Source organism: Pseudomonas sp. Hz4 (assembly GCF_054898165.1).
This window is the reverse complement of record NZ_CM142719.1, coordinates 974,857-992,594: the sequence shown is the minus strand read 5'-3', so window position 1 is coordinate 992,594 and position 17,738 is coordinate 974,857. Positions and strand designations below refer to the sequence as shown.

At 57.1% G+C, this 17,738-nt stretch carries 12 protein-coding genes, 2 tRNA genes and 3 rRNA genes; 8 read left to right on the top strand and 9 right to left on the bottom strand.

The window, feature by feature from the left end:
• Nucleotides 1–76: 76 nt before the first annotated feature.
• The 7 genes from rrf to aptA all read right to left on the bottom strand — a co-directional run bounded on the left by rrf (nt 77) and on the right by aptA (nt 8,876).
• Nucleotides 77–192 (bottom strand): 5S ribosomal RNA (gene rrf / locus ACYZTR_RS04415).
• Nucleotides 193–360: 168 nt separating this feature from the next.
• Nucleotides 361–3,252: ribosomal RNA gene (locus tag ACYZTR_RS04410) — 23S ribosomal RNA — on the bottom strand.
• A gap of 250 nt (nt 3,253–3,502) precedes the next feature.
• Nucleotides 3,503–3,578, bottom strand: a tRNA-Ala gene (locus ACYZTR_RS04405).
• Nucleotides 3,579–3,608: 30 nt separating this feature from the next.
• Nucleotides 3,609–3,685: transfer RNA gene (locus ACYZTR_RS04400), tRNA-Ile, on the bottom strand.
• A gap of 161 nt (nt 3,686–3,846) precedes the next feature.
• Nucleotides 3,847–5,385 (bottom strand): 16S ribosomal RNA (locus ACYZTR_RS04395).
• The 16S, 23S and 5S rRNA genes sit together here with 2 tRNA genes alongside, the layout of an rRNA operon.
• A 570-nt stretch (nt 5,386–5,955) precedes the next feature.
• A complete protein-coding gene (locus ACYZTR_RS04390) occupies nt 5,956–7,449 on the bottom strand; it encodes a CoA-acylating methylmalonate-semialdehyde dehydrogenase (protein ID WP_461976762.1) in 1,494 nt (497 codons plus the stop codon).
• A 77-nt stretch (nt 7,450–7,526) separates the two neighbouring features.
• Nucleotides 7,527–8,876 (bottom strand): omega-aminotransferase AptA, encoded by a 1,350-nt coding sequence (aptA, locus tag ACYZTR_RS04385; protein WP_461976760.1) that lies wholly within the window; start codon nt 8,874–8,876, stop codon nt 7,527–7,529.
• A gap of 124 nt (nt 8,877–9,000) precedes the next feature.
• Between aptA and ACYZTR_RS04380 the strand changes: the two genes are divergently transcribed.
• The 3 genes from ACYZTR_RS04380 to ACYZTR_RS04370 all read left to right on the top strand — a co-directional run bounded on the left by ACYZTR_RS04380 (nt 9,001) and on the right by ACYZTR_RS04370 (nt 11,247).
• Nucleotides 9,001–9,921 (top strand): LysR family transcriptional regulator, encoded by a 921-nt coding sequence (locus tag ACYZTR_RS04380; RefSeq protein ID WP_461976758.1) that lies wholly within the window; start codon nt 9,001–9,003, stop codon nt 9,919–9,921.
• An 86-nt stretch (nt 9,922–10,007) separates the two neighbouring features.
• Entirely contained in the window at nt 10,008–10,658 is a 651-nt protein-coding gene (locus tag ACYZTR_RS04375) for a TetR/AcrR family transcriptional regulator (RefSeq protein WP_461976756.1), read from the top strand.
• A gap of 7 nt (nt 10,659–10,665) precedes the next feature.
• Nucleotides 10,666–11,247, top strand: coding sequence for an IMPACT family protein (locus ACYZTR_RS04370; RefSeq protein ID WP_461976754.1), 582 nt, complete (start codon nt 10,666–10,668; stop codon nt 11,245–11,247).
• 226 nt (nt 11,248–11,473) lie between these two features.
• Here the strand turns inward: ACYZTR_RS04370 and ACYZTR_RS04365 are convergent, their stop codons facing one another.
• Entirely contained in the window at nt 11,474–11,755 is a 282-nt protein-coding gene (locus ACYZTR_RS04365) for a hypothetical protein (RefSeq protein ID WP_461976752.1), read from the bottom strand.
• Between the two features lie 24 nt (nt 11,756–11,779).
• Here ACYZTR_RS04365 and ACYZTR_RS04360 point away from each other — a divergent pair, with 24 nt between their 5' ends.
• Together ACYZTR_RS04360 and ACYZTR_RS04355 are read left to right on the top strand one after the other, a co-directional pair.
• Nucleotides 11,780–13,345, top strand: a complete 1,566-nt coding sequence (locus ACYZTR_RS04360; RefSeq protein ID WP_461976750.1) for an ABC transporter ATP-binding protein — start codon at nt 11,780–11,782, stop codon at nt 13,343–13,345.
• A gap of 11 nt (nt 13,346–13,356) precedes the next feature.
• The gene (locus ACYZTR_RS04355) at nt 13,357–14,487 is read left to right on the top strand and encodes an ABC transporter permease (RefSeq protein WP_461976748.1); all 1,131 of its coding nucleotides are present in this window, start codon (nt 13,357–13,359) and stop codon (nt 14,485–14,487) included.
• A 66-nt stretch (nt 14,488–14,553) separates the two neighbouring features.
• Here ACYZTR_RS04355 and ACYZTR_RS04350 read toward each other — a convergent pair whose 3' ends face one another.
• On the bottom strand, nt 14,554–14,985 hold the full coding sequence (locus ACYZTR_RS04350; RefSeq protein WP_461976746.1) for a hypothetical protein: 432 nt from the start codon (nt 14,983–14,985) through the stop codon (nt 14,554–14,556).
• An 82-nt stretch (nt 14,986–15,067) separates the two neighbouring features.
• Between ACYZTR_RS04350 and ACYZTR_RS04345 the strand changes: the two genes are divergently transcribed.
• The 3 genes from ACYZTR_RS04345 to ACYZTR_RS04335 all read left to right on the top strand — a co-directional run bounded on the left by ACYZTR_RS04345 (nt 15,068) and on the right by ACYZTR_RS04335 (nt 17,655).
• Nucleotides 15,068–15,418 (top strand): MerR family transcriptional regulator, encoded by a 351-nt coding sequence (locus ACYZTR_RS04345; protein WP_123514993.1) that lies wholly within the window; start codon nt 15,068–15,070, stop codon nt 15,416–15,418.
• Between the two features lie 24 nt (nt 15,419–15,442).
• Nucleotides 15,443–16,129: an SDR family oxidoreductase gene (locus ACYZTR_RS04340; RefSeq protein ID WP_111449140.1), complete on the top strand. Its 687-nt coding sequence runs from the start codon at nt 15,443–15,445 to the stop codon at nt 16,127–16,129.
• 167 nt (nt 16,130–16,296) lie between these two features.
• Complete coding sequence (locus ACYZTR_RS04335; RefSeq protein WP_461976745.1) at nt 16,297–17,655, top strand: 8-oxoguanine deaminase; 1,359 nt, start codon at nt 16,297–16,299, stop codon at nt 17,653–17,655.
• Nucleotides 17,656–17,738 lie beyond the last annotated feature (83 nt).

The window sequence follows — 17,738 nt, the reverse complement described above, 5'->3', positions numbered from 1 at the left end:
GTATTGCTGTACGAACTTTCCTGCGGACAAAACAAAACCCCTACCTGCATACGCAGATAGGGGTTTCGGAATTTAATCTTGACGATGACCTACTCTCACATGGGGAAACCCCACACTACCATCGGCGATGCATCGTTTCACTGCTGAGTTCGGGATGGGATCAGGTGGTTCCAATGCTCTATGGTCGTCAAGAAATTCGGTAGCCAGGTCGTGGGCCTTTGCAGGTTCACGCTCCAGCGAATGGGTAAGTGATAGATTTGTGTGTTGCATTGCGAATTTTCGACTGTGTCGTCTTCACACACCGCAATCTGGTGCTCTTTCGCTTTTCAGCTCGAAGCCTGCAAATTGCTTGGGTGTTATATGGTCAAGCCTCACGGGCAATTAGTATTGGTTAGCTCAACGCCTCACAGCGCTTACACACCCAACCTATCAACGTCGTAGTCTTCGACGGCCCTTCAGGGGACTCAAGGTCCCAGTGAGATCTCATCTTGAGGCTAGTTTCCCGCTTAGATGCTTTCAGCGGTTATCTATTCCGAACATAGCTACCCGGCAATGCCACTGGCGTGACAACCGGAACACCAGAGGTTCGTCCACTCCGGTCCTCTCGTACTAGGAGCAGCCCCTCTCAAATCTCAAACGTCCACGGCAGATAGGGACCGAACTGTCTCACGACGTTCTAAACCCAGCTCGCGTACCACTTTAAATGGCGAACAGCCATACCCTTGGGACCGGCTTCAGCCCCAGGATGTGATGAGCCGACATCGAGGTGCCAAACACCGCCGTCGATATGAACTCTTGGGCGGTATCAGCCTGTTATCCCCGGAGTACCTTTTATCCGTTGAGCGATGGCCCTTCCATACAGAACCACCGGATCACTAAGACCTACTTTCGTACCTGCTCGACGTGTCTGTCTCGCAGTCAAGCGCGCTTTTGCCTTTATACTCTACGACCGATTTCCGACCGGTCTGAGCGCACCTTCGTACTCCTCCGTTACTCTTTAGGAGGAGACCGCCCCAGTCAAACTACCCACCATACACTGTCCTCGATCCGGATAACGGACCTGAGTTAGAACCTCAAAGTTGCCAGGGTGGTATTTCAAGGTTGGCTCCACGCGAACTGGCGTCCACGCTTCAAAGCCTCCCACCTATCCTACACAAGCAAATTCAAAGTCCAGTGCAAAGCTATAGTAAAGGTTCACGGGGTCTTTCCGTCTAGCCGCGGATACACTGCATCTTCACAGCGATTTCAATTTCACTGAGTCTCGGGTGGAGACAGCGCCGCCATCGTTACGCCATTCGTGCAGGTCGGAACTTACCCGACAAGGAATTTCGCTACCTTAGGACCGTTATAGTTACGGCCGCCGTTTACCGGGGCTTCGATCAAGAGCTTCGCGTTAGCTAACCCCATCAATTAACCTTCCGGCACCGGGCAGGCGTCACACCCTATACGTCCACTTTCGTGTTTGCAGAGTGCTGTGTTTTTAATAAACAGTCGCAGCGGCCTGGTATCTTCGACCGGCATGGGCTTACGCAGTAAATGCTTCACCCTCACCGGCGCACCTTCTCCCGAAGTTACGGTGCCATTTTGCCTAGTTCCTTCACCCGAGTTCTCTCAAGCGCCTTGGTATTCTCTACCCAACCACCTGTGTCGGTTTGGGGTACGGTTCCTGGTTACCTGAAGCTTAGAAGCTTTTCTTGGAAGCATGGCATCAACCACTTCGTCACCCAAAGGGTAACTCGTCATCAGCTCTCGGCCTTAAGATCCCGGATTTACCTAAGATCTCAGCCTACCACCTTAAACTTGGACAACCAACGCCAAGCTGGCCTAGCCTTCTCCGTCCCTCCATCGCAATAACCAGAAGTACAGGAATATTAACCTGTTTTCCATCGACTACGCTTTTCAGCCTCGCCTTAGGGACCGACTAACCCTGCGTCGATTAACGTTGCGCAGGAAACCTTGGTCTTTCGGCGTGGGTGTTTTTCACACCCATTGTCGTTACTCATGTCAGCATTCGCACTTCTGATACCTCCAGCAAGCTTCTCAACTCACCTTCACAGGCTTACAGAACGCTCCTCTACCGCATCACCTAAGTGATACCCGTAGCTTCGGTGTATGGTTTGAGCCCCGTTACATCTTCCGCGCAGGCCGACTCGACTAGTGAGCTATTACGCTTTCTTTAAAGGGTGGCTGCTTCTAAGCCAACCTCCTAGCTGTCTAAGCCTTCCCACATCGTTTCCCACTTAACCATAACTTTGGGACCTTAGCTGACGGTCTGGGTTGTTTCCCTTTTCACGACGGACGTTAGCACCCGCCGTGTGTCTCCCATGCTCGGCACTTGTAGGTATTCGGAGTTTGCATCGGTTTGGTAAGTCGGGATGACCCCCTAGCCGAAACAGTGCTCTACCCCCTACAGTGATACATGAGGCGCTACCTAAATAGCTTTCGAGGAGAACCAGCTATCTCCGAGCTTGATTAGCCTTTCACTCCGATCCACAGGTCATCCGCTAACTTTTCAACGGTAGTCGGTTCGGTCCTCCAGTTAGTGTTACCCAACCTTCAACCTGCCCATGGATAGATCGCCCGGTTTCGGGTCTATTCCCAGCGACTAGACGCCCTATTAAGACTCGCTTTCGCTACGCCTCCCCTATTCGGTTAAGCTCGCCACTGAAAATAAGTCGCTGACCCATTATACAAAAGGTACGCAGTCACCCAACAAAGTGGGCTCCCACTGCTTGTACGCATACGGTTTCAGGATCTATTTCACTCCCCTCTCCGGGGTTCTTTTCGCCTTTCCCTCACGGTACTAGTTCACTATCGGTCAGTCAGTAGTATTTAGCCTTGGAGGATGGTCCCCCCATATTCAGACAAAGTTTCTCGTGCTCCGTCCTACTCGATTTCATGACTAAGAGATTTTCGCGTACAGGGCTATCACCCACTATGGCCGTACTTTCCAGAACGTTCCGCTAATCTCAAAGCCACTTAAGGGCTAGTCCCCGTTCGCTCGCCACTACTAAGGGAATCTCGGTTGATTTCTTTTCCTCAGGGTACTTAGATGTTTCAGTTCCCCTGGTTCGCCTCTTAAGCCTATGTATTCAGCTTAAGATAACCATCTTATGATGGCTGGGTTCCCCCATTCAGACATCTCCGGATCAAAGTCTGTTTGCCGACTCCCCGAAGCTTTTCGCAGGCTACCACGTCTTTCATCGCCTCTGACTGCCAAGGCATCCACCGTATGCGCTTCTTCACTTGACCATATAACCCCAAGCAATCTGGTTATACTGTGAAGACGACATTCGCCGAAAATTCGCATTCTTACTCATTAAGAGCAACTCACAAATTTTACCTTAGCCTGTAACAACACCAGTGAAAGTGTTGCCCAGTCTATCTTTCTATCACATACCCAAATTTTTAAAGAACGATCTAGCCAAAGACTAGAAATCAACATTCACCATCGTCACGATGGAATGCTCATTTCTAAGCTTTCAACAACAGAAGCAGTTAGTGGTGGAGCCAAACGGGATCGAACCGTTGACCTCCTGCGTGCAAGGCAGGCGCTCTCCCAGCTGAGCTATGGCCCCGTATTTCTACAGGCGTTTCCCACACAAAATTGGTGGGTCTGGGCAGATTCGAACTGCCGACCTCACCCTTATCAGGGGTGCGCTCTAACCAACTGAGCTACAGACCCAATTTCGAGCTATAAGGCCGACCTCACCCTGCTCTCTACCACCGAGCATCGGGTGCGCTCTAACCAACCAAGCTACAACCCCTTAGGGCTGCTTCTTATCGTCTTCTTCAATGAATCAAGCAATTCGTGTGGGAACTTATGGAGCAGCTGATGTCGTCGATTAAGGAGGTGATCCAGCCGCAGGTTCCCCTACGGCTACCTTGTTACGACTTCACCCCAGTCATGAATCACACCGTGGTAACCGTCCTCCCGAAGGTTAGACTAGCTACTTCTGGTGCAACCCACTCCCATGGTGTGACGGGCGGTGTGTACAAGGCCCGGGAACGTATTCACCGCGACATTCTGATTCGCGATTACTAGCGATTCCGACTTCACGCAGTCGAGTTGCAGACTGCGATCCGGACTACGATCGGTTTTCTGGGATTAGCTCCACCTCGCGGCTTGGCAACCCTCTGTACCGACCATTGTAGCACGTGTGTAGCCCAGGCCGTAAGGGCCATGATGACTTGACGTCATCCCCACCTTCCTCCGGTTTGTCACCGGCAGTCTCCTTAGAGTGCCCACCATCACGTGCTGGTAACTAAGGACAAGGGTTGCGCTCGTTACGGGACTTAACCCAACATCTCACGACACGAGCTGACGACAGCCATGCAGCACCTGTCTCAATGTTCCCGAAGGCACTCCGCTATCTCTAGCAGATTCATTGGATGTCAAGGCCTGGTAAGGTTCTTCGCGTTGCTTCGAATTAAACCACATGCTCCACCGCTTGTGCGGGCCCCCGTCAATTCATTTGAGTTTTAACCTTGCGGCCGTACTCCCCAGGCGGTCAACTTAATGCGTTAGCTGCGCCACTAAGAGCTCAAGGCTCCCAACGGCTAGTTGACATCGTTTACGGCGTGGACTACCAGGGTATCTAATCCTGTTTGCTCCCCACGCTTTCGCACCTCAGTGTCAGTATCAGTCCAGGTGGTCGCCTTCGCCACTGGTGTTCCTTCCTATATCTACGCATTTCACCGCTACACAGGAAATTCCACCACCCTCTACCATACTCTAGCTCGACAGTTTTGAATGCAGTTCCCAGGTTGAGCCCGGGGATTTCACATCCAACTTAACGAACCACCTACGCGCGCTTTACGCCCAGTAATTCCGATTAACGCTTGCACCCTCTGTATTACCGCGGCTGCTGGCACAGAGTTAGCCGGTGCTTATTCTGTCGGTAACGTCAAAACACTTACGTATTAGGTAAATGCCCTTCCTCCCAACTTAAAGTGCTTTACAATCCGAAGACCTTCTTCACACACGCGGCATGGCTGGATCAGGCTTTCGCCCATTGTCCAATATTCCCCACTGCTGCCTCCCGTAGGAGTCTGGACCGTGTCTCAGTTCCAGTGTGACTGATCATCCTCTCAGACCAGTTACGGATCGTCGCCTTGGTGAGCCATTACCTCACCAACTAGCTAATCCGACCTAGGCTCATCTGATAGCGCAAGGCCCGAAGGTCCCCTGCTTTCTCCCGTAGGACGTATGCGGTATTAGCGTCCGTTTCCGAGCGTTATCCCCCACTACCAGGCAGATTCCTAGGCATTACTCACCCGTCCGCCGCTCGCCACCAGGTACAAGTACCCGTGCTGCCGCTCGACTTGCATGTGTTAGGCCTGCCGCCAGCGTTCAATCTGAGCCATGATCAAACTCTTCAGTTCAAACATCTTTGGGTTTTTAAGAAACCCTAAACTTGGCTCAGCAATCGTTGGTTACATCTTTGATTTCTCGCGGAGTAACTTGTGATGCTGATAATCTTGTTGACTATCAGTCTGACTCCACAAGCACCCACACGAATTGCTTGATTCAGTTGTTAAAGAGCGGTTGGTTAAGATCTTTCGTCTCAACCGAGGCGCGCATTCTACAGCAGCCTCTGTTGCTGTCAAGCGGTTATTTTCAGAAGTTTTCAAAGTTTCCCTTGTAACTTCAACCACTTGCGCTTTCGATCTCTCGTTAGCGGGAGGCGAATTCTACAGCGTTACTCGCTGCTGTCAACACCTCTTTTTCAACCCCTTTTCGCGCTTCGATGACCTGAAGCTACTCATTGTCGAAAACTGCGTAACTCATTGTTTACCAAGGAGTTTTCCGTTTCGACTGCGCCGGAAGTGGGGCGAATTATAGACTTCCAGAATCTGCCGTCAACACCTATTTTCACAATTCTGTCATATAGGTCAAAAAAGCCCCTGAAACGCAAAGGCCGACCCCAAGGGGCCGGCCTTCTTCCCTTCTACTTACAAGCTAGGGAATGCGAATTGCGACGCTTCATGGCTTGCCCGTTGCGGCCAGCGCTGAGTGATGGCCTTGCGGCGGGTATAGAAACGCACGCCATCCGGGCCATACGCATGCAGGTCGCCGAACAGCGAGCGCTTCCAGCCGCCAAAGCTGTGATAAGCCACCGGGACCGGCAGCGGTACGTTTACGCCGACCATGCCGACTTCGATCTCGTCGCAGAACAACCGCGCCGCTTCCCCATCCCGGGTAAAGATGCAGGTGCCGTTGCCATATTCGTGATCGTTGATCAGCTGCATTGCTTCTTCCAGGCTGTTGACCCGAACGACGCACAACACTGGACCGAAGATCTCTTCTTTATAGATGCGCATCTCTGGCGTGACGTTATCGAACAGGCAGCCACCCAGGAAGAAACCTTCCTCATGACCGGCCACGCTCAGACCACGACCATCCACCACCAAGGTCGCACCAGAAGAAACACCGTCTTCTATATAGCCACTGACTTTGTCGCGAGCCTGGCCGGAAACCAGCGGCCCCATGTCCAGGCCACAGGTCGTACCGGCACCAATTTTCAGCGCTTTGATCTGCGGTACCAGTTTGGCCACCAGCGCATCCGCCACCTGGTCACCGACGCAAACGGCCACCGAAATCGCCATGCAACGCTCACCGCAAGAACCGTAGGCCGCGCCCATCAGTGCGCTGACCGCGTTATCCAGATCCGCATCCGGCATCAGCACCGCATGGTTCTTCGCGCCTCCCAGTGCCTGAACGCGCTTGCCGCGCTTGGTGCCTTCGGCGTAGATGTATTCGGCAATCGGCGTCGAACCAACGAAGCTCAACGCTTTGACTTCCGGCGCTTCGATCAGCGCATCCACCGCAACCTTGTCGCCGTGCACTACGCTCAGCACGCCTTTTGGCAGACCGGCTTCCACCAGCAATTGAGCAATCAACAGCGTAGAACTTGGGTCACGTTCGGACGGTTTGAGGATAAAGCAGTTGCCGCAGACAATTGCCAGCGGATACATCCACAGCGGCACCATGGCCGGGAAGTTGAACGGGGTAATACCGGCCACCACGCCCAACGGCTGGAAGTCCGACCAGGCATCAATGTTCGGGCCGACGTTACGGCTGTATTCGCCCTTGAGGATTTCCGGCGCTGCGCAAGCGAATTCGACGTTCTCGATACCGCGCTTCAGTTCACCCGCCGCATCTTCCAGCGTCTTGCCGTGCTCTTCGCTGATCAGTTGAGCGATTCGTCCTTCGTTCTGTTCCAGCAGTTGCTTGAAGCGGAACATCACCTGCGCCCGCTTGGCCGGCGGCGTGTTACGCCAGGCCGGGAACGCAGCCTTGGCCGAGTCGATGGCTTTTTGAATGGTTTCTCGGCTGGCCAATGGCAGCTTGTGGATCGCCTGGCCGGTAGACGGGTTGAACACGTCGGCCGTGCGACCGTCTTCGGTCACCAGTTCGCCATTGATCAAATGCGGGATAAGGCTCATGCGGGGCTCCAGAAAAGTTGTCCACAGGCGCCCATCAAGGGGCGCCCGTCTTTATATAAAGAGAATAGAGGGAGAAATCAGTCGATCTTGTTCAGCACTTCGCCGACCGCGTCGAACAGACGATCAAGGTCTTGCGGCTTGCTGTTGAAGGTTGGGCCGAACTGCAGGGTGTCGCCGCCGAAGCGCACGTAGAACCCGGCTTTCCACAGCGCCATGCCCGCTTCGAACGGACGTACGATGGCGTCGCCGTCACGAGGCGCGATCTGGATCGCACCGGCCAAGCCGTAGTTGCGGATGTCGATGATGTTTTTCGAGCCCTTCAGACCGTGCAGCGCATTTTCGAAATGCGGTGCGACTTCGGCCACGCTCTGTACCAGGTTTTCCTTTTGCAGCAGGTCGAGTGCTGCCAGGCCAGCGGCACAAGCAACCGGGTGCGCGGAATAGGTGTAGCCGTGCGGGAATTCCACCGCGTACTCAGGCGTCGCCTGGTTCATGAAGGTCTGGTAGATCTCGGAGCTGGCAATCACCGCGCCCATCGGAATCGCGCCGTTAGTGACTTGCTTGGCGATGCACATCAGGTCCGGGGTCACGCCGAAGCTGTCGGCGCCGAACATCGAACCGGTACGGCCGAAACCGGTGATCACTTCGTCGAACACCAGCAGGATGTTGTGCTGATCGCAGATCTCGCGCAGACGCTTGAGGTAACCCTGTGGCGGAACCAGGACGCCAGCGGAACCGGCCATTGGCTCGACAAACACTGCCGCGATGTTCGAAGCGTCATGCAGCTCAATCAATTTGAGCAGTTCATCCGCCAGGGCGATACCGCCCTCTTTCGGCATGCCACGGGAATAGGCATTGCTCGCCAGCAAGGTGTGCGGCAGGTGATCGACGTCCATCATCGCCTGACCGAACATTTTGCGGTTGCCGTTCACGCCCCCGAGGCTGGTGCCGGCGATGTTCACGCCGTGATAACCACGGGCACGGCCGATCATTTTGGTCTTGGTAGCCTGGCCTTTCAGACGCCAGTAAGCACGAACCATCTTCACCGCCGTGTCAGCGCACTCGGAACCCGAGTCAGTGAAGAACACGTGATTCAGATTGCCCGGGGTCAGGTCGGTGATTTTCTCAGCCAGTTGAAACGACAGCGGATGGCCGTACTGGAAGCCTGGCGAGTAATCGAGGGTGCCCAGCTGCTTGGCAACCGCTTCCTGAATTTCCTTGCGGGTATGCCCGGCACCGCAGGTCCACAGACCGGACAGCGAGTCATACACTTTGCGGCCCTTGTCATCTATCAGCCAACTGCCTTCAGCCGCCACGATCAGTCGCGGATCGCGCTGGAAATTACGGTTGGCGGTGTAGGGCATCCAGTGAGCATCGAGCTTGAGCTGGCTGGCCAGGGAGTTCGGGGCGTTTTCAGGCACGGTCATGGGAAAAACCTCGCAGGGCGATAAGCGGCGTGGAGATCAAAAGCGTTCTTGCAGCTAAATTGCCACGGGGATAAAGTCGGTGAAATCCAACTCTTCTAATGTTCAGTCAGGTCATCACTAAACTATGAGCAGCCGTCGCCCCGATCCGCTGGCGCAAGTCAGTGACTTTGATATTCGCCTGCTACGAATATTTCGCAGCGTGGTGGAATGCGGCGGCTTCTCCGCAGCGGAATCAGTGCTGGGCATAGGTCGTTCGGCGATCAGCCAGCAAATGAGCGATCTGGAACAACGCCTCGGCCTGCGCTTATGCCAACGCGGTCGCGCCGGGTTTTCCCTGACCGAGGAAGGTCGCGAGGTTTACCAATCGGCGCTGCAGCTCTTGAGTGCGCTGGAAAGTTTTCGCACCGAGGTCAACGGTCTGCACCAACATTTGCGCGGCGAATTGACCATCGGCCTGACCGACAACCTGGTCACCCTCCCCCACATGCGCATCACCCACGCCTTGGCGCAATTGAAGGAACGCGGTCCGGACGTGCAGATTCAGATTCGCATGATCGCGCCCAACGAAGTCGAACAAGGCGTGCTCGACGGTCGTTTGCATGTCGGCGTGGTGCCACAGGCCAGTGCGCTGTCGGGGCTGGAATATCAGCCGCTCTACAGCGAGCGCTCGCTGCTGTATTGCGCGGTCGGCCATCCGTTGTTTTGTGTCGACGATAAACAACTGGATGCCGAGCGCATCAATAGCCAGGACGCCATTGCGCCGACCTTTCGTTTGCCAGCGCAAATCCAGGCCCATTACCAGGCGCTCAATTGCACCGCCAGTGCCTCAGACCGTGAAGGCATGGCGTTCCTGATCCTGACCGGGCGCTACATCGGTTACCTGCCAGACCACTACGCCAGCCTCTGGGTGCAGCAAGGCCGATTGCGTGCGCTGAAACCAACAGTGCGGTTCTATGACCTGAGCCTCGCATCGGTCACTCGCAAGGGCCGTCGTCCCCATTTGGTGTTGGAAAGCTTTTTGGAGAGCCTGGCGGCTACCCGCTAGGGTTTTATTGTGTCGGGACTTGTTTGATCCGTGTGGGTGCGCTATCAACGCAGTGGTTGCACCCACCCACTTGTTCGGAAGTGCCCATGACCTTTGAAGTCCCCGCTCACGGCGGCAAACCTGCCAGCCGCATTCGTCAGAAGAACGAAGAGACCATCATCAAAGCCGCCGAAGACGAGTTCGCCCGTCACGGGTTCAAAGGCACCAGCATGAACACCATCGCCCTGAATGCCGGTTTGCCCAAGGCGAATCTGCATTACTACTTCACCAACAAACTCGGTTTGTACGTGGCGGTGTTGAGCAACATCCTCCAGTTGTGGGACAGCACCTTCAACACCCTGACTGCTGAAGATGATCCGGGCGAAGCGTTGACGCGTTATATCCGCGCCAAGATGGAATTCTCCCGTCGTCAGCCGCAAGCCTCGCGGATTTTCGCCATGGAAGTCATCAGCGGTGGAGAGTGCCTGACCGAGTATTTCAATCAAGATTATCGCACCTGGTTCCAGGGCCGGGCCGCCGTGTTCCAGGCGTGGATCGATGCCGGCAAGATGGACCCGGTAGACCCGATAAACCTGATCTTCCTGTTGTGGGGCAGCACTCAGCATTACGCCGATTTCGCCACACAGATCTGCCGCGTCAGCGGGCGCACCAAGCTGACCAAGCAGGACATGGAAGACGCCGGCAACAACCTGATCCGCATCATTCTCAAGGGCTGCGGCCTGACGCCAACGATCTAAGACACTTATGCCTTTTACCCTCAGCGGTTTTTGCGAATACCGCGAAGAGATTCGCAAAAGCCGCTTCATCACCTTCGCCGCGCCGATCAGCAGCCCTGTTGAAGCCCAGGCGTTCATCGAACAGCACAGCGATTTGAATGCCTCGCACAATTGCTGGGCGTGGAAGCTTGGCGACCACTACCGCAGCACTGACGATGGCGAGCCTGGCGGCACCGCTGGGCGGCCGATTTTGGCGGCGATCGAAGCGCAGAATTGCGATCAGGTCGCCGTGCTGGTGATTCGTTGGTATGGCGGCATTCAACTCGGCACCGGAGGCCTCGCCCGGGCGTATGGCGGCGGCGCCAACAAGTGCCTGCAAGCCGCGGCGAAGGTTGAGTTAATCAGTCGAGTGCCAGTGAGCTGCGCCTGTGCTTTTGGTGAGTTGCCGCTGGTGAAGCTTCGGGTGGCGGAACTGGGTGGATTGGTTGTGGAAGAAACGTTCACGGCCAACGGCGTAGAACTGCAATTGGCGATCGGCGAAAGCCAGGTCGAGACCCTGCAAACGCAGCTGGCGGATTTGAGCCGCGGGCGCATTCTGTTGCAGCATTAATCGCACCAATAACGTTCACAGCCCTTTCGTCGAACCGGTGCATTTGCCCACATCTACTGTGCACCCGGCTGTGGATAACCTGAGCACATCCGTCTGTAGCCCTTCTGTCATGCGGCTTTGCGGGCTTTGCTCACTTTTCGTTCAATTCGCCTTCAAAAAAGCTAAATCTACTTAAAAACAATCAGTTACCTCGGTTTATCACCTTTAGAAGAAAGCCACGCAGTGCTTATGCCCGAGCATCGGGCTTGCTCACAAATACTGTGGAGCAATCTGTGGATAACCCGTTCATGACTGTCGCGGCCCCATGTCCGGCATGGCTTGCCGTCAGCTGCTCGTTTTTTGACCAAACACCCTGAGCAAAAAGCGGCGCCTGATCAACGGCTTTGCTCTCAAGTGGTGCCTGGTTCGGGATCGACATAAGGCGAGGCGCCATCTTCAAAGCCTTCACCTGTAACGCTTTTGAACTTTCCTGACTCAATGGCCAGGAAATTGCTTTGTCCTCAGGCATCACTTCAATCGATCCGAGCCTGTCATGCCCAACCCCGTGCCGATCCCCGATCAAACACCTCGTCTGCAACTGCGCAGAATCAGCAAGCGCTACCCCGGTTGCCTGGCCAACGATGCCATCGACCTGAGCATTGCGCCCGGCGAAATCCACGCCCTGCTCGGCGAAAACGGCGCTGGCAAAAGTACCCTGATGAAGATCATCTACGGCGTCACCCATGCCGATTCCGGCGAGATGATCTGGCAAGGGCAACGCGTGACGATGCGCAACCCGGCTCAGGCGCGCCGGCTGGGAATCGGCATGGTGTTCCAGCATTTCTCGCTGTTCGAAACACTGAGCGTGGCGCAGAACATTGCACTGGCCATGGGCGTGGCGGCCGGCACGCCGAAACAGCTTGAGCCAAAGATTCGTGAAGTCTCCCAACGCTACGGCATGGCGCTGGAACCGGAACGACTTATCCACAGCCTGTCGATCGGCGAACGCCAGCGGGTAGAAATCATTCGCTGCCTGATGCAGGACATCCGCCTGCTGATTCTCGACGAGCCGACTTCGGTGCTGACTCCGCAGGAGGCTGACGAATTGTTCGTCACCCTGCGCCGACTGGCCGCCGAGGGCTGCAGCATTCTGTTTATCAGCCACAAACTCGGTGAGGTGCGCGCGTTGTGCCACAGCGCCACGGTGTTGCGCGGCGGTCGGGTGGCCGGGCATTGCGTGCCAGTAGAGTGTTCGGATCAGCAACTGGCGCGGTTGATGGTCGGTGAAGCGGCCGGGTTGATTGCCGATTATCCGAAGGTGATCGGCGGTGATGCCTTCTTGAGTGTGAGCGGATTGTCCTGGCACAACCCCGACCCGTTCGGTTGCTCGCTGAAGGACATCGACCTCGAAGTACGCGGCGGTGAAATCGTCGGTATCGCCGGGGTCGCGGGCAATGGTCAGGATGAGTTGCTTGCGTTGCTCTGCGGCGAAGAACGCCTCCACTGCAATGACGGCAAAAGGATCAGTTTCGGCGGACAACCTGTCGCACATTTACGACAGGATGCGCGGCGCAAACTCGGTCTGGCATTCGTTCCCGCCGAGCGTCTGGGCCACGGCGCGGTGCCGGAACTCAGCCTGGCCGACAACGCCTTGCTCACCGCCTTCCAACAAGGGCTGGTCAGCCACGGACTGATCCAGCGTGGCAAGGTCGAAGCGCTGGCCGAAGAAATCGTCCGTCGCTTCGGGGTAAAGACGCCCGACACCCAGACACCCGCCCGCAGCCTGTCCGGCGGCAACTTGCAGAAATTCATCCTCGGCCGCGAAATCCTTCAGCAACCCAAACTGCTGGTGGCCGCGCACCCGACCTGGGGCGTGGACGTCGGTGCCGCCGCGACCATTCACCGAGCGCTGATTGCTTTGCGCGACGCCGACGCGGCGATCCTGGTGATCTCCGAAGACCTCGACGAACTGTTCCAGATCAGCGATCGCCTCGGCGCCTTGTGCAGCGGCCGATTGTCGGCACTCAAGGCCACCGTCGACACCCGCCTGATCGATGTCGGCGGCTGGATGGCCGGCCAGTTCTACGCCCCTCTATCACCTGCACCCGCAACGGTTTAACGGAGTTTCACATGCTGCTTTCTCTCGAACCCCGTGGCCAGCAATCGCGCATGATGTTGTGGTGCTCGCCGTTGTTGGCGGCTGTCCTGACATTGGGCTGTGGCTCGCTGCTGTTTATCGCGTTGGGTCATGATCCGTTACTGACCTTGCACACCTTGCTCATCGCACCGATCAGCGACCTATATGGCGTCTGCGAACTGCTGGTCAAAGCGCTGCCGATTCTGCTCTGCGCGTTGGGGCTGTCGGTGGCTTATCAGGCGCGAATCTGGAACATCGGCGCCGAAGGTCAGTTGCTGCTCGGCGCGCTGGCCGGGAGTGCGCTGGCCGTGAGCATCATCGGCCTGCAAAGTCGCTGGGCGCTGGTGCTGATCCTGCTCACCGGCACCCTGGCTGGTGCTGCGTGGGCCGTGTTGCTGGCGATGCTTGCCGGGATGCTGTTGTCGTCGCTGTTTGCGTTGGTGGCGCTGGTGTTCAACGCCAATCAGGTGGCCACCGGGTTGGCGCTGACGATCTTCGGTGTGGGCCTGTCGACGTTTGTCGGCGCAGCGTGGGTCGGTAAACCGCTGGCAGGTTTTGAACCGGTGGCGATTCCTTACTTGAGTGAGATTCCGTTGATCGGGCGGATGCTGTTTGCGCAGGATCTGCTGGTGTACCTGTCGTTCGCGCTGTTTGCGCTGGTGGTGTGGGTGATTGTGAAAAGCCGCGTGGGGCTGATCATTCAGGCCGTCGGGGAAAACCCGGACGCCGCCAGCGCGATGGGCTTGCCGGTGTTGGGCGTGCGCACGTTGGCGGTGCTGTTCGGCGGGGCGATGGCCGGGCTGGCCGGGGCTTATTTGTCGCTGGCTTACACGCCGATGTGGGCGGAGAACATGAGCGCCGGGCGAGGCTGGATTGCCTTGGCACTCGTGGTGTTTGCCAGTTGGCGAGTGTGGCGATTGCTGCTCGGGGCATATCTGTTCGGGCTCGCCAGCATCCTGCATTTGGTGGCGCAGGGGTTGGGGCTGGCGATTCCGTCGAGCCTGTTGGCGATGCTGCCGTATGTCGCGACCATTGTGGTGTTGGTGCTGCTGTCGCGAGATGCGTTGCGCACACGGCTGTATGCGCCGATGTCATTGGGGCAACCGTGGCAGGCCGGGCATTAAGGTTGACCCGGCCGGCCTCTTCGCGGGCAAGCCTCGCTCCTACAGGTCCAGTGCCGATCTCACGAATTACGCAAAACCTGTAGGAGCGAGGCTTGCCCGCGAAGGCGCCCGAACAGGCAACGCCTGAACAACGCCCCACGCCAACTCAAAGAACAGGAAAACCATCAACAACGAACTGGCGCCATGGAGCAAGGCATAGAGCTGCCAAACGGCGAACAGAAACCTGCCGAAGGCGTCATACCGACCATAAACCTGCTGCGGATCCCGAATCCGCAGCACCGCCCACACGCAGACAATCGATCCCAACAGATTGGCCATCAGCATGTGCATCGGCTCAAACGGCGGTAGCTCGCCAGTCAAACTGAAAGCCTGACTTACACTCACCAACACCCCATGCAACGCCGCAAAACTCCACGGCGTTGCAAACGCCGCCGTCACGATCAAGTCATACCAGGCGCTACCGCGCACCAACCGGCGATATTGCGTTGAAGTCCACATCCGTCTTGCTCCGTAAAATCAGGGAGCAACAAGGCTAAAGCCTGGAGTATGCTCCAGGGTCAAGCCCTCTCGAGACGTCATGATGCGCATCGGTGAATTAGCCCAGGCCAGCGCCGTCAGCCGTGACACGTTGCGTTTCTACGAGCAGCGCGGACTGATCGCGGCGCAACGCAGCGCCAACGGTTATCGCGACTATCCGGCGGACATGGTGCAACTGGTGCTGTACATCAAGACCGCCCAGCGATTGGGATTTACGCTCGGCGAGATCGGCAACAGCGTCGCCGCGCTATGGCAGTCGCCCGATCCGGACAGCGCCGTCACGCAATTGCTGCAAGACAAACTTAAACTGATCGAAACCCGCATGGACGAACTCGGCGCGCTGCGTCACGAGTTGCAACAACGGCTCGGGCAACGTTGTCCATTGAATCCCTGACCTCATTTATCAAGGAAGCCACTTATGTCTACGGCAAAAACCGCACTCATCATCGGCGCCTCCCGCGGCTTGGGCCTCGGTCTGGTGAAAACCCTGTTGGCCGACGGCTGGCAAGTCACCGCCACCGTGCGCAACCCGCAGAACGCCGAAGCCTTGCAGGCCTTGGGCAAGGTGCGGATCGAAAAACTCGACATGGATGATCAGCAAGCAGTCATCGCCCTGAGCCAACAGCTCAAGGGCGAAGTGTTTGACCTGCTGTTCGTGAATGCCGGGGTCAAGGGGCCTGACGTTCAAACACCGGGCGGCGCGACCCTGGCCGAAGTCGGCCAACTGTTCTTCACCAATGCCGTGGCACCGATCAACCTGGCCCAGCGCTTTGTCGGGCAAATCCGCCCGGACAGCGGTGTGCTGGCGTTCATGAGTTCGGTGCTGGGCAGCGTGACCATGCCGGATGCGCCGGAATTGGCGTTGTATAAGGCGAGTAAAGCGGCGCTGAATTCCATGACCAACAGCTTCGTCACTCAACTGGGCGAGCAAAAACTCACCGTGTTGTCGTTGCATCCGGGTTGGGTGAAGACCGACATGGGCGGTGAAGGCGCGGACATTGATGTGGACACCAGCACGCGTGGGTTGGTTGATCAGGTGAATGCGTACACCGGCAAGGGCGGGCATCATTTTGTGAATTACAGGGGTGAAACCATTCCCTGGTAAACACCGCCGCTCCCACAAGGATTTGTGTTGTCCTGTCGGGCCGGGCTTGCCCGCGCAGCGGTTTTGTTCGAAACTGCGCACCTCGTCCCCGCGACGACCCTGGATCAGCAGACAGGGCAACACTGAGCTGGCAACCCTGAACCCAACTTTCAGAGGAGCCGGCCAACATGCCTGCGACCCGTACCTGGTTAAAAAACCCCCTCGCCATCTTCACTGCCAATGGCCTCGATGCCCGTGGCGGCCTGGTGCTGCAAGACGGCTTGATCGTCGAAGTGCTCGGCGCTGGCCAGCAACCTTCTGCTCCCTGTGGACACGTATTCGATGCCCGCGAGCATGTGATCCTGCCGGGACTGATCAACACCCATCACCACTTCTATCAAACCCTGACCCGCGCCTGGGCGCCGGTGGTCAATCAGCCGTTGTTCCCGTGGCTGAAAACCCTCTACCCGGTCTGGGCACGCCTCACGCCTGAAAAACTCGCCCTCGCCAGCAAAGTCGCGTTGGCCGAGTTGCTGCTGTCCGGCTGCACCACCGCCGCCGATCACCACTACCTGTTTCCGCAAGGCCTGGAAAATGCGATCGACGTACAAGTCGAGAGCGTGCGCGAACTGGGCATGCGCGCCATGCTGACTCGCGGTTCCATGAGCCTTGGCGAAAAGGACGGCGGCCTACCGCCGCAACAGACCGTGCAGCAAGGCGAAGTGATCCTCGACGACAGTCAGCGCTTGATCGCCGAGTACCACGAACGTGGCGACGGCGCGCAAATCCAGATCGCCCTGGCGCCCTGCTCGCCGTTCTCGGTGACCCCGGAAATCATGTCCGCCAGCGCCGAACTGGCGAACAAACTCGACGTGCGCCTGCACACCCATCTGGCCGAAACCCTCGACGAAGAAGACTTCTGCCTGCAACGTTTCGGGCTGCGCACCGTGGATTACCTGGACAGCGTCGGCTGGCTCGGCCCGCGCACCTGGCTGGCTCACGGCATCCATTTCAACCCGGATGAAATCGCCCGCCTCGGCGCCGCCGGTACCGGCATTTGCCATTGCCCGAGTTCGAACATGCGCCTGGCTTCAGGCATTTGCCCGACCTTGGACCTTACGGCTGCGGGTGCGCTGCTGGGCCTGGGCGTAGACGGTTCGGCGTCCAACGATGCGTCGAACATGATGCTGGAAACCCGTCAGGCGCTTTACCTTCAGCGACTGCGTTATGGCGCCGAGAGGATCACTCCGGAGTTGGTGCTGGGCTGGGCGACCAAGGGGTCGGCGCAGTTGCTGGGCCGTACCGATATCGGCGAACTGGCGGTGGGCAAGCAGGCGGATCTGGCACTGTTCAAGCTTGATGAGCTGCGCTTCTCCGGCAGCCATGATCCGGTTTCCGCGTTGCTACTGTGCGGCGCGGATCGGGCGGATCGAGTGATGGTCGGTGGCAAGTGGCGGGTGATTGATGGGCAGGTTGAAGGGCTGGATCTGAAAGGCTTGATTGCCGATCACAGTCAGGCGGCTCGGCAGATGATCGCCGGCACCTGATCCACCATCTGATCGTTCCCACGCTCCGCGTGGGAATGCCTCAATGGACGCTCTGCGTCCGCTCTTGGGACGCGGAGCGTCCC

Excerpts from the sequence above, each read along its gene's own strand:
- ACYZTR_RS04390 (WP_461976762.1), bottom strand. The coding sequence starts at position 7,449 with ATGAGCCTTATCCCGCATTTGATCAATGGCGAACTGGTGACCGAAGAC.
- aptA (WP_461976760.1), bottom strand. The coding sequence starts at position 8,876 with ATGACCGTGCCTGAAAACGCCCCGAACTCCCTGGCCAGCCAGCTCAAG.
- ACYZTR_RS04380 (WP_461976758.1), top strand. The coding sequence starts at position 9,001 with ATGAGCAGCCGTCGCCCCGATCCGCTGGCGCAAGTCAGTGACTTTGAT.
- ACYZTR_RS04375 (WP_461976756.1), top strand. The coding sequence starts at position 10,008 with ATGACCTTTGAAGTCCCCGCTCACGGCGGCAAACCTGCCAGCCGCATT.
- ACYZTR_RS04370 (WP_461976754.1), top strand. The coding sequence starts at position 10,666 with ATGCCTTTTACCCTCAGCGGTTTTTGCGAATACCGCGAAGAGATTCGC.
- ACYZTR_RS04365 (WP_461976752.1), bottom strand. The coding sequence starts at position 11,755 with ATGCCTGAGGACAAAGCAATTTCCTGGCCATTGAGTCAGGAAAGTTCA.
- ACYZTR_RS04360 (WP_461976750.1), top strand. The coding sequence starts at position 11,780 with ATGCCCAACCCCGTGCCGATCCCCGATCAAACACCTCGTCTGCAACTG.
- ACYZTR_RS04355 (WP_461976748.1), top strand. The coding sequence starts at position 13,357 with ATGCTGCTTTCTCTCGAACCCCGTGGCCAGCAATCGCGCATGATGTTG.
- ACYZTR_RS04350 (WP_461976746.1), bottom strand. The coding sequence starts at position 14,985 with ATGTGGACTTCAACGCAATATCGCCGGTTGGTGCGCGGTAGCGCCTGG.
- ACYZTR_RS04345 (WP_123514993.1), top strand. The coding sequence starts at position 15,068 with ATGCGCATCGGTGAATTAGCCCAGGCCAGCGCCGTCAGCCGTGACACG.
- ACYZTR_RS04340 (WP_111449140.1), top strand. The coding sequence starts at position 15,443 with ATGTCTACGGCAAAAACCGCACTCATCATCGGCGCCTCCCGCGGCTTG.
- ACYZTR_RS04335 (WP_461976745.1), top strand. The coding sequence starts at position 16,297 with ATGCCTGCGACCCGTACCTGGTTAAAAAACCCCCTCGCCATCTTCACT.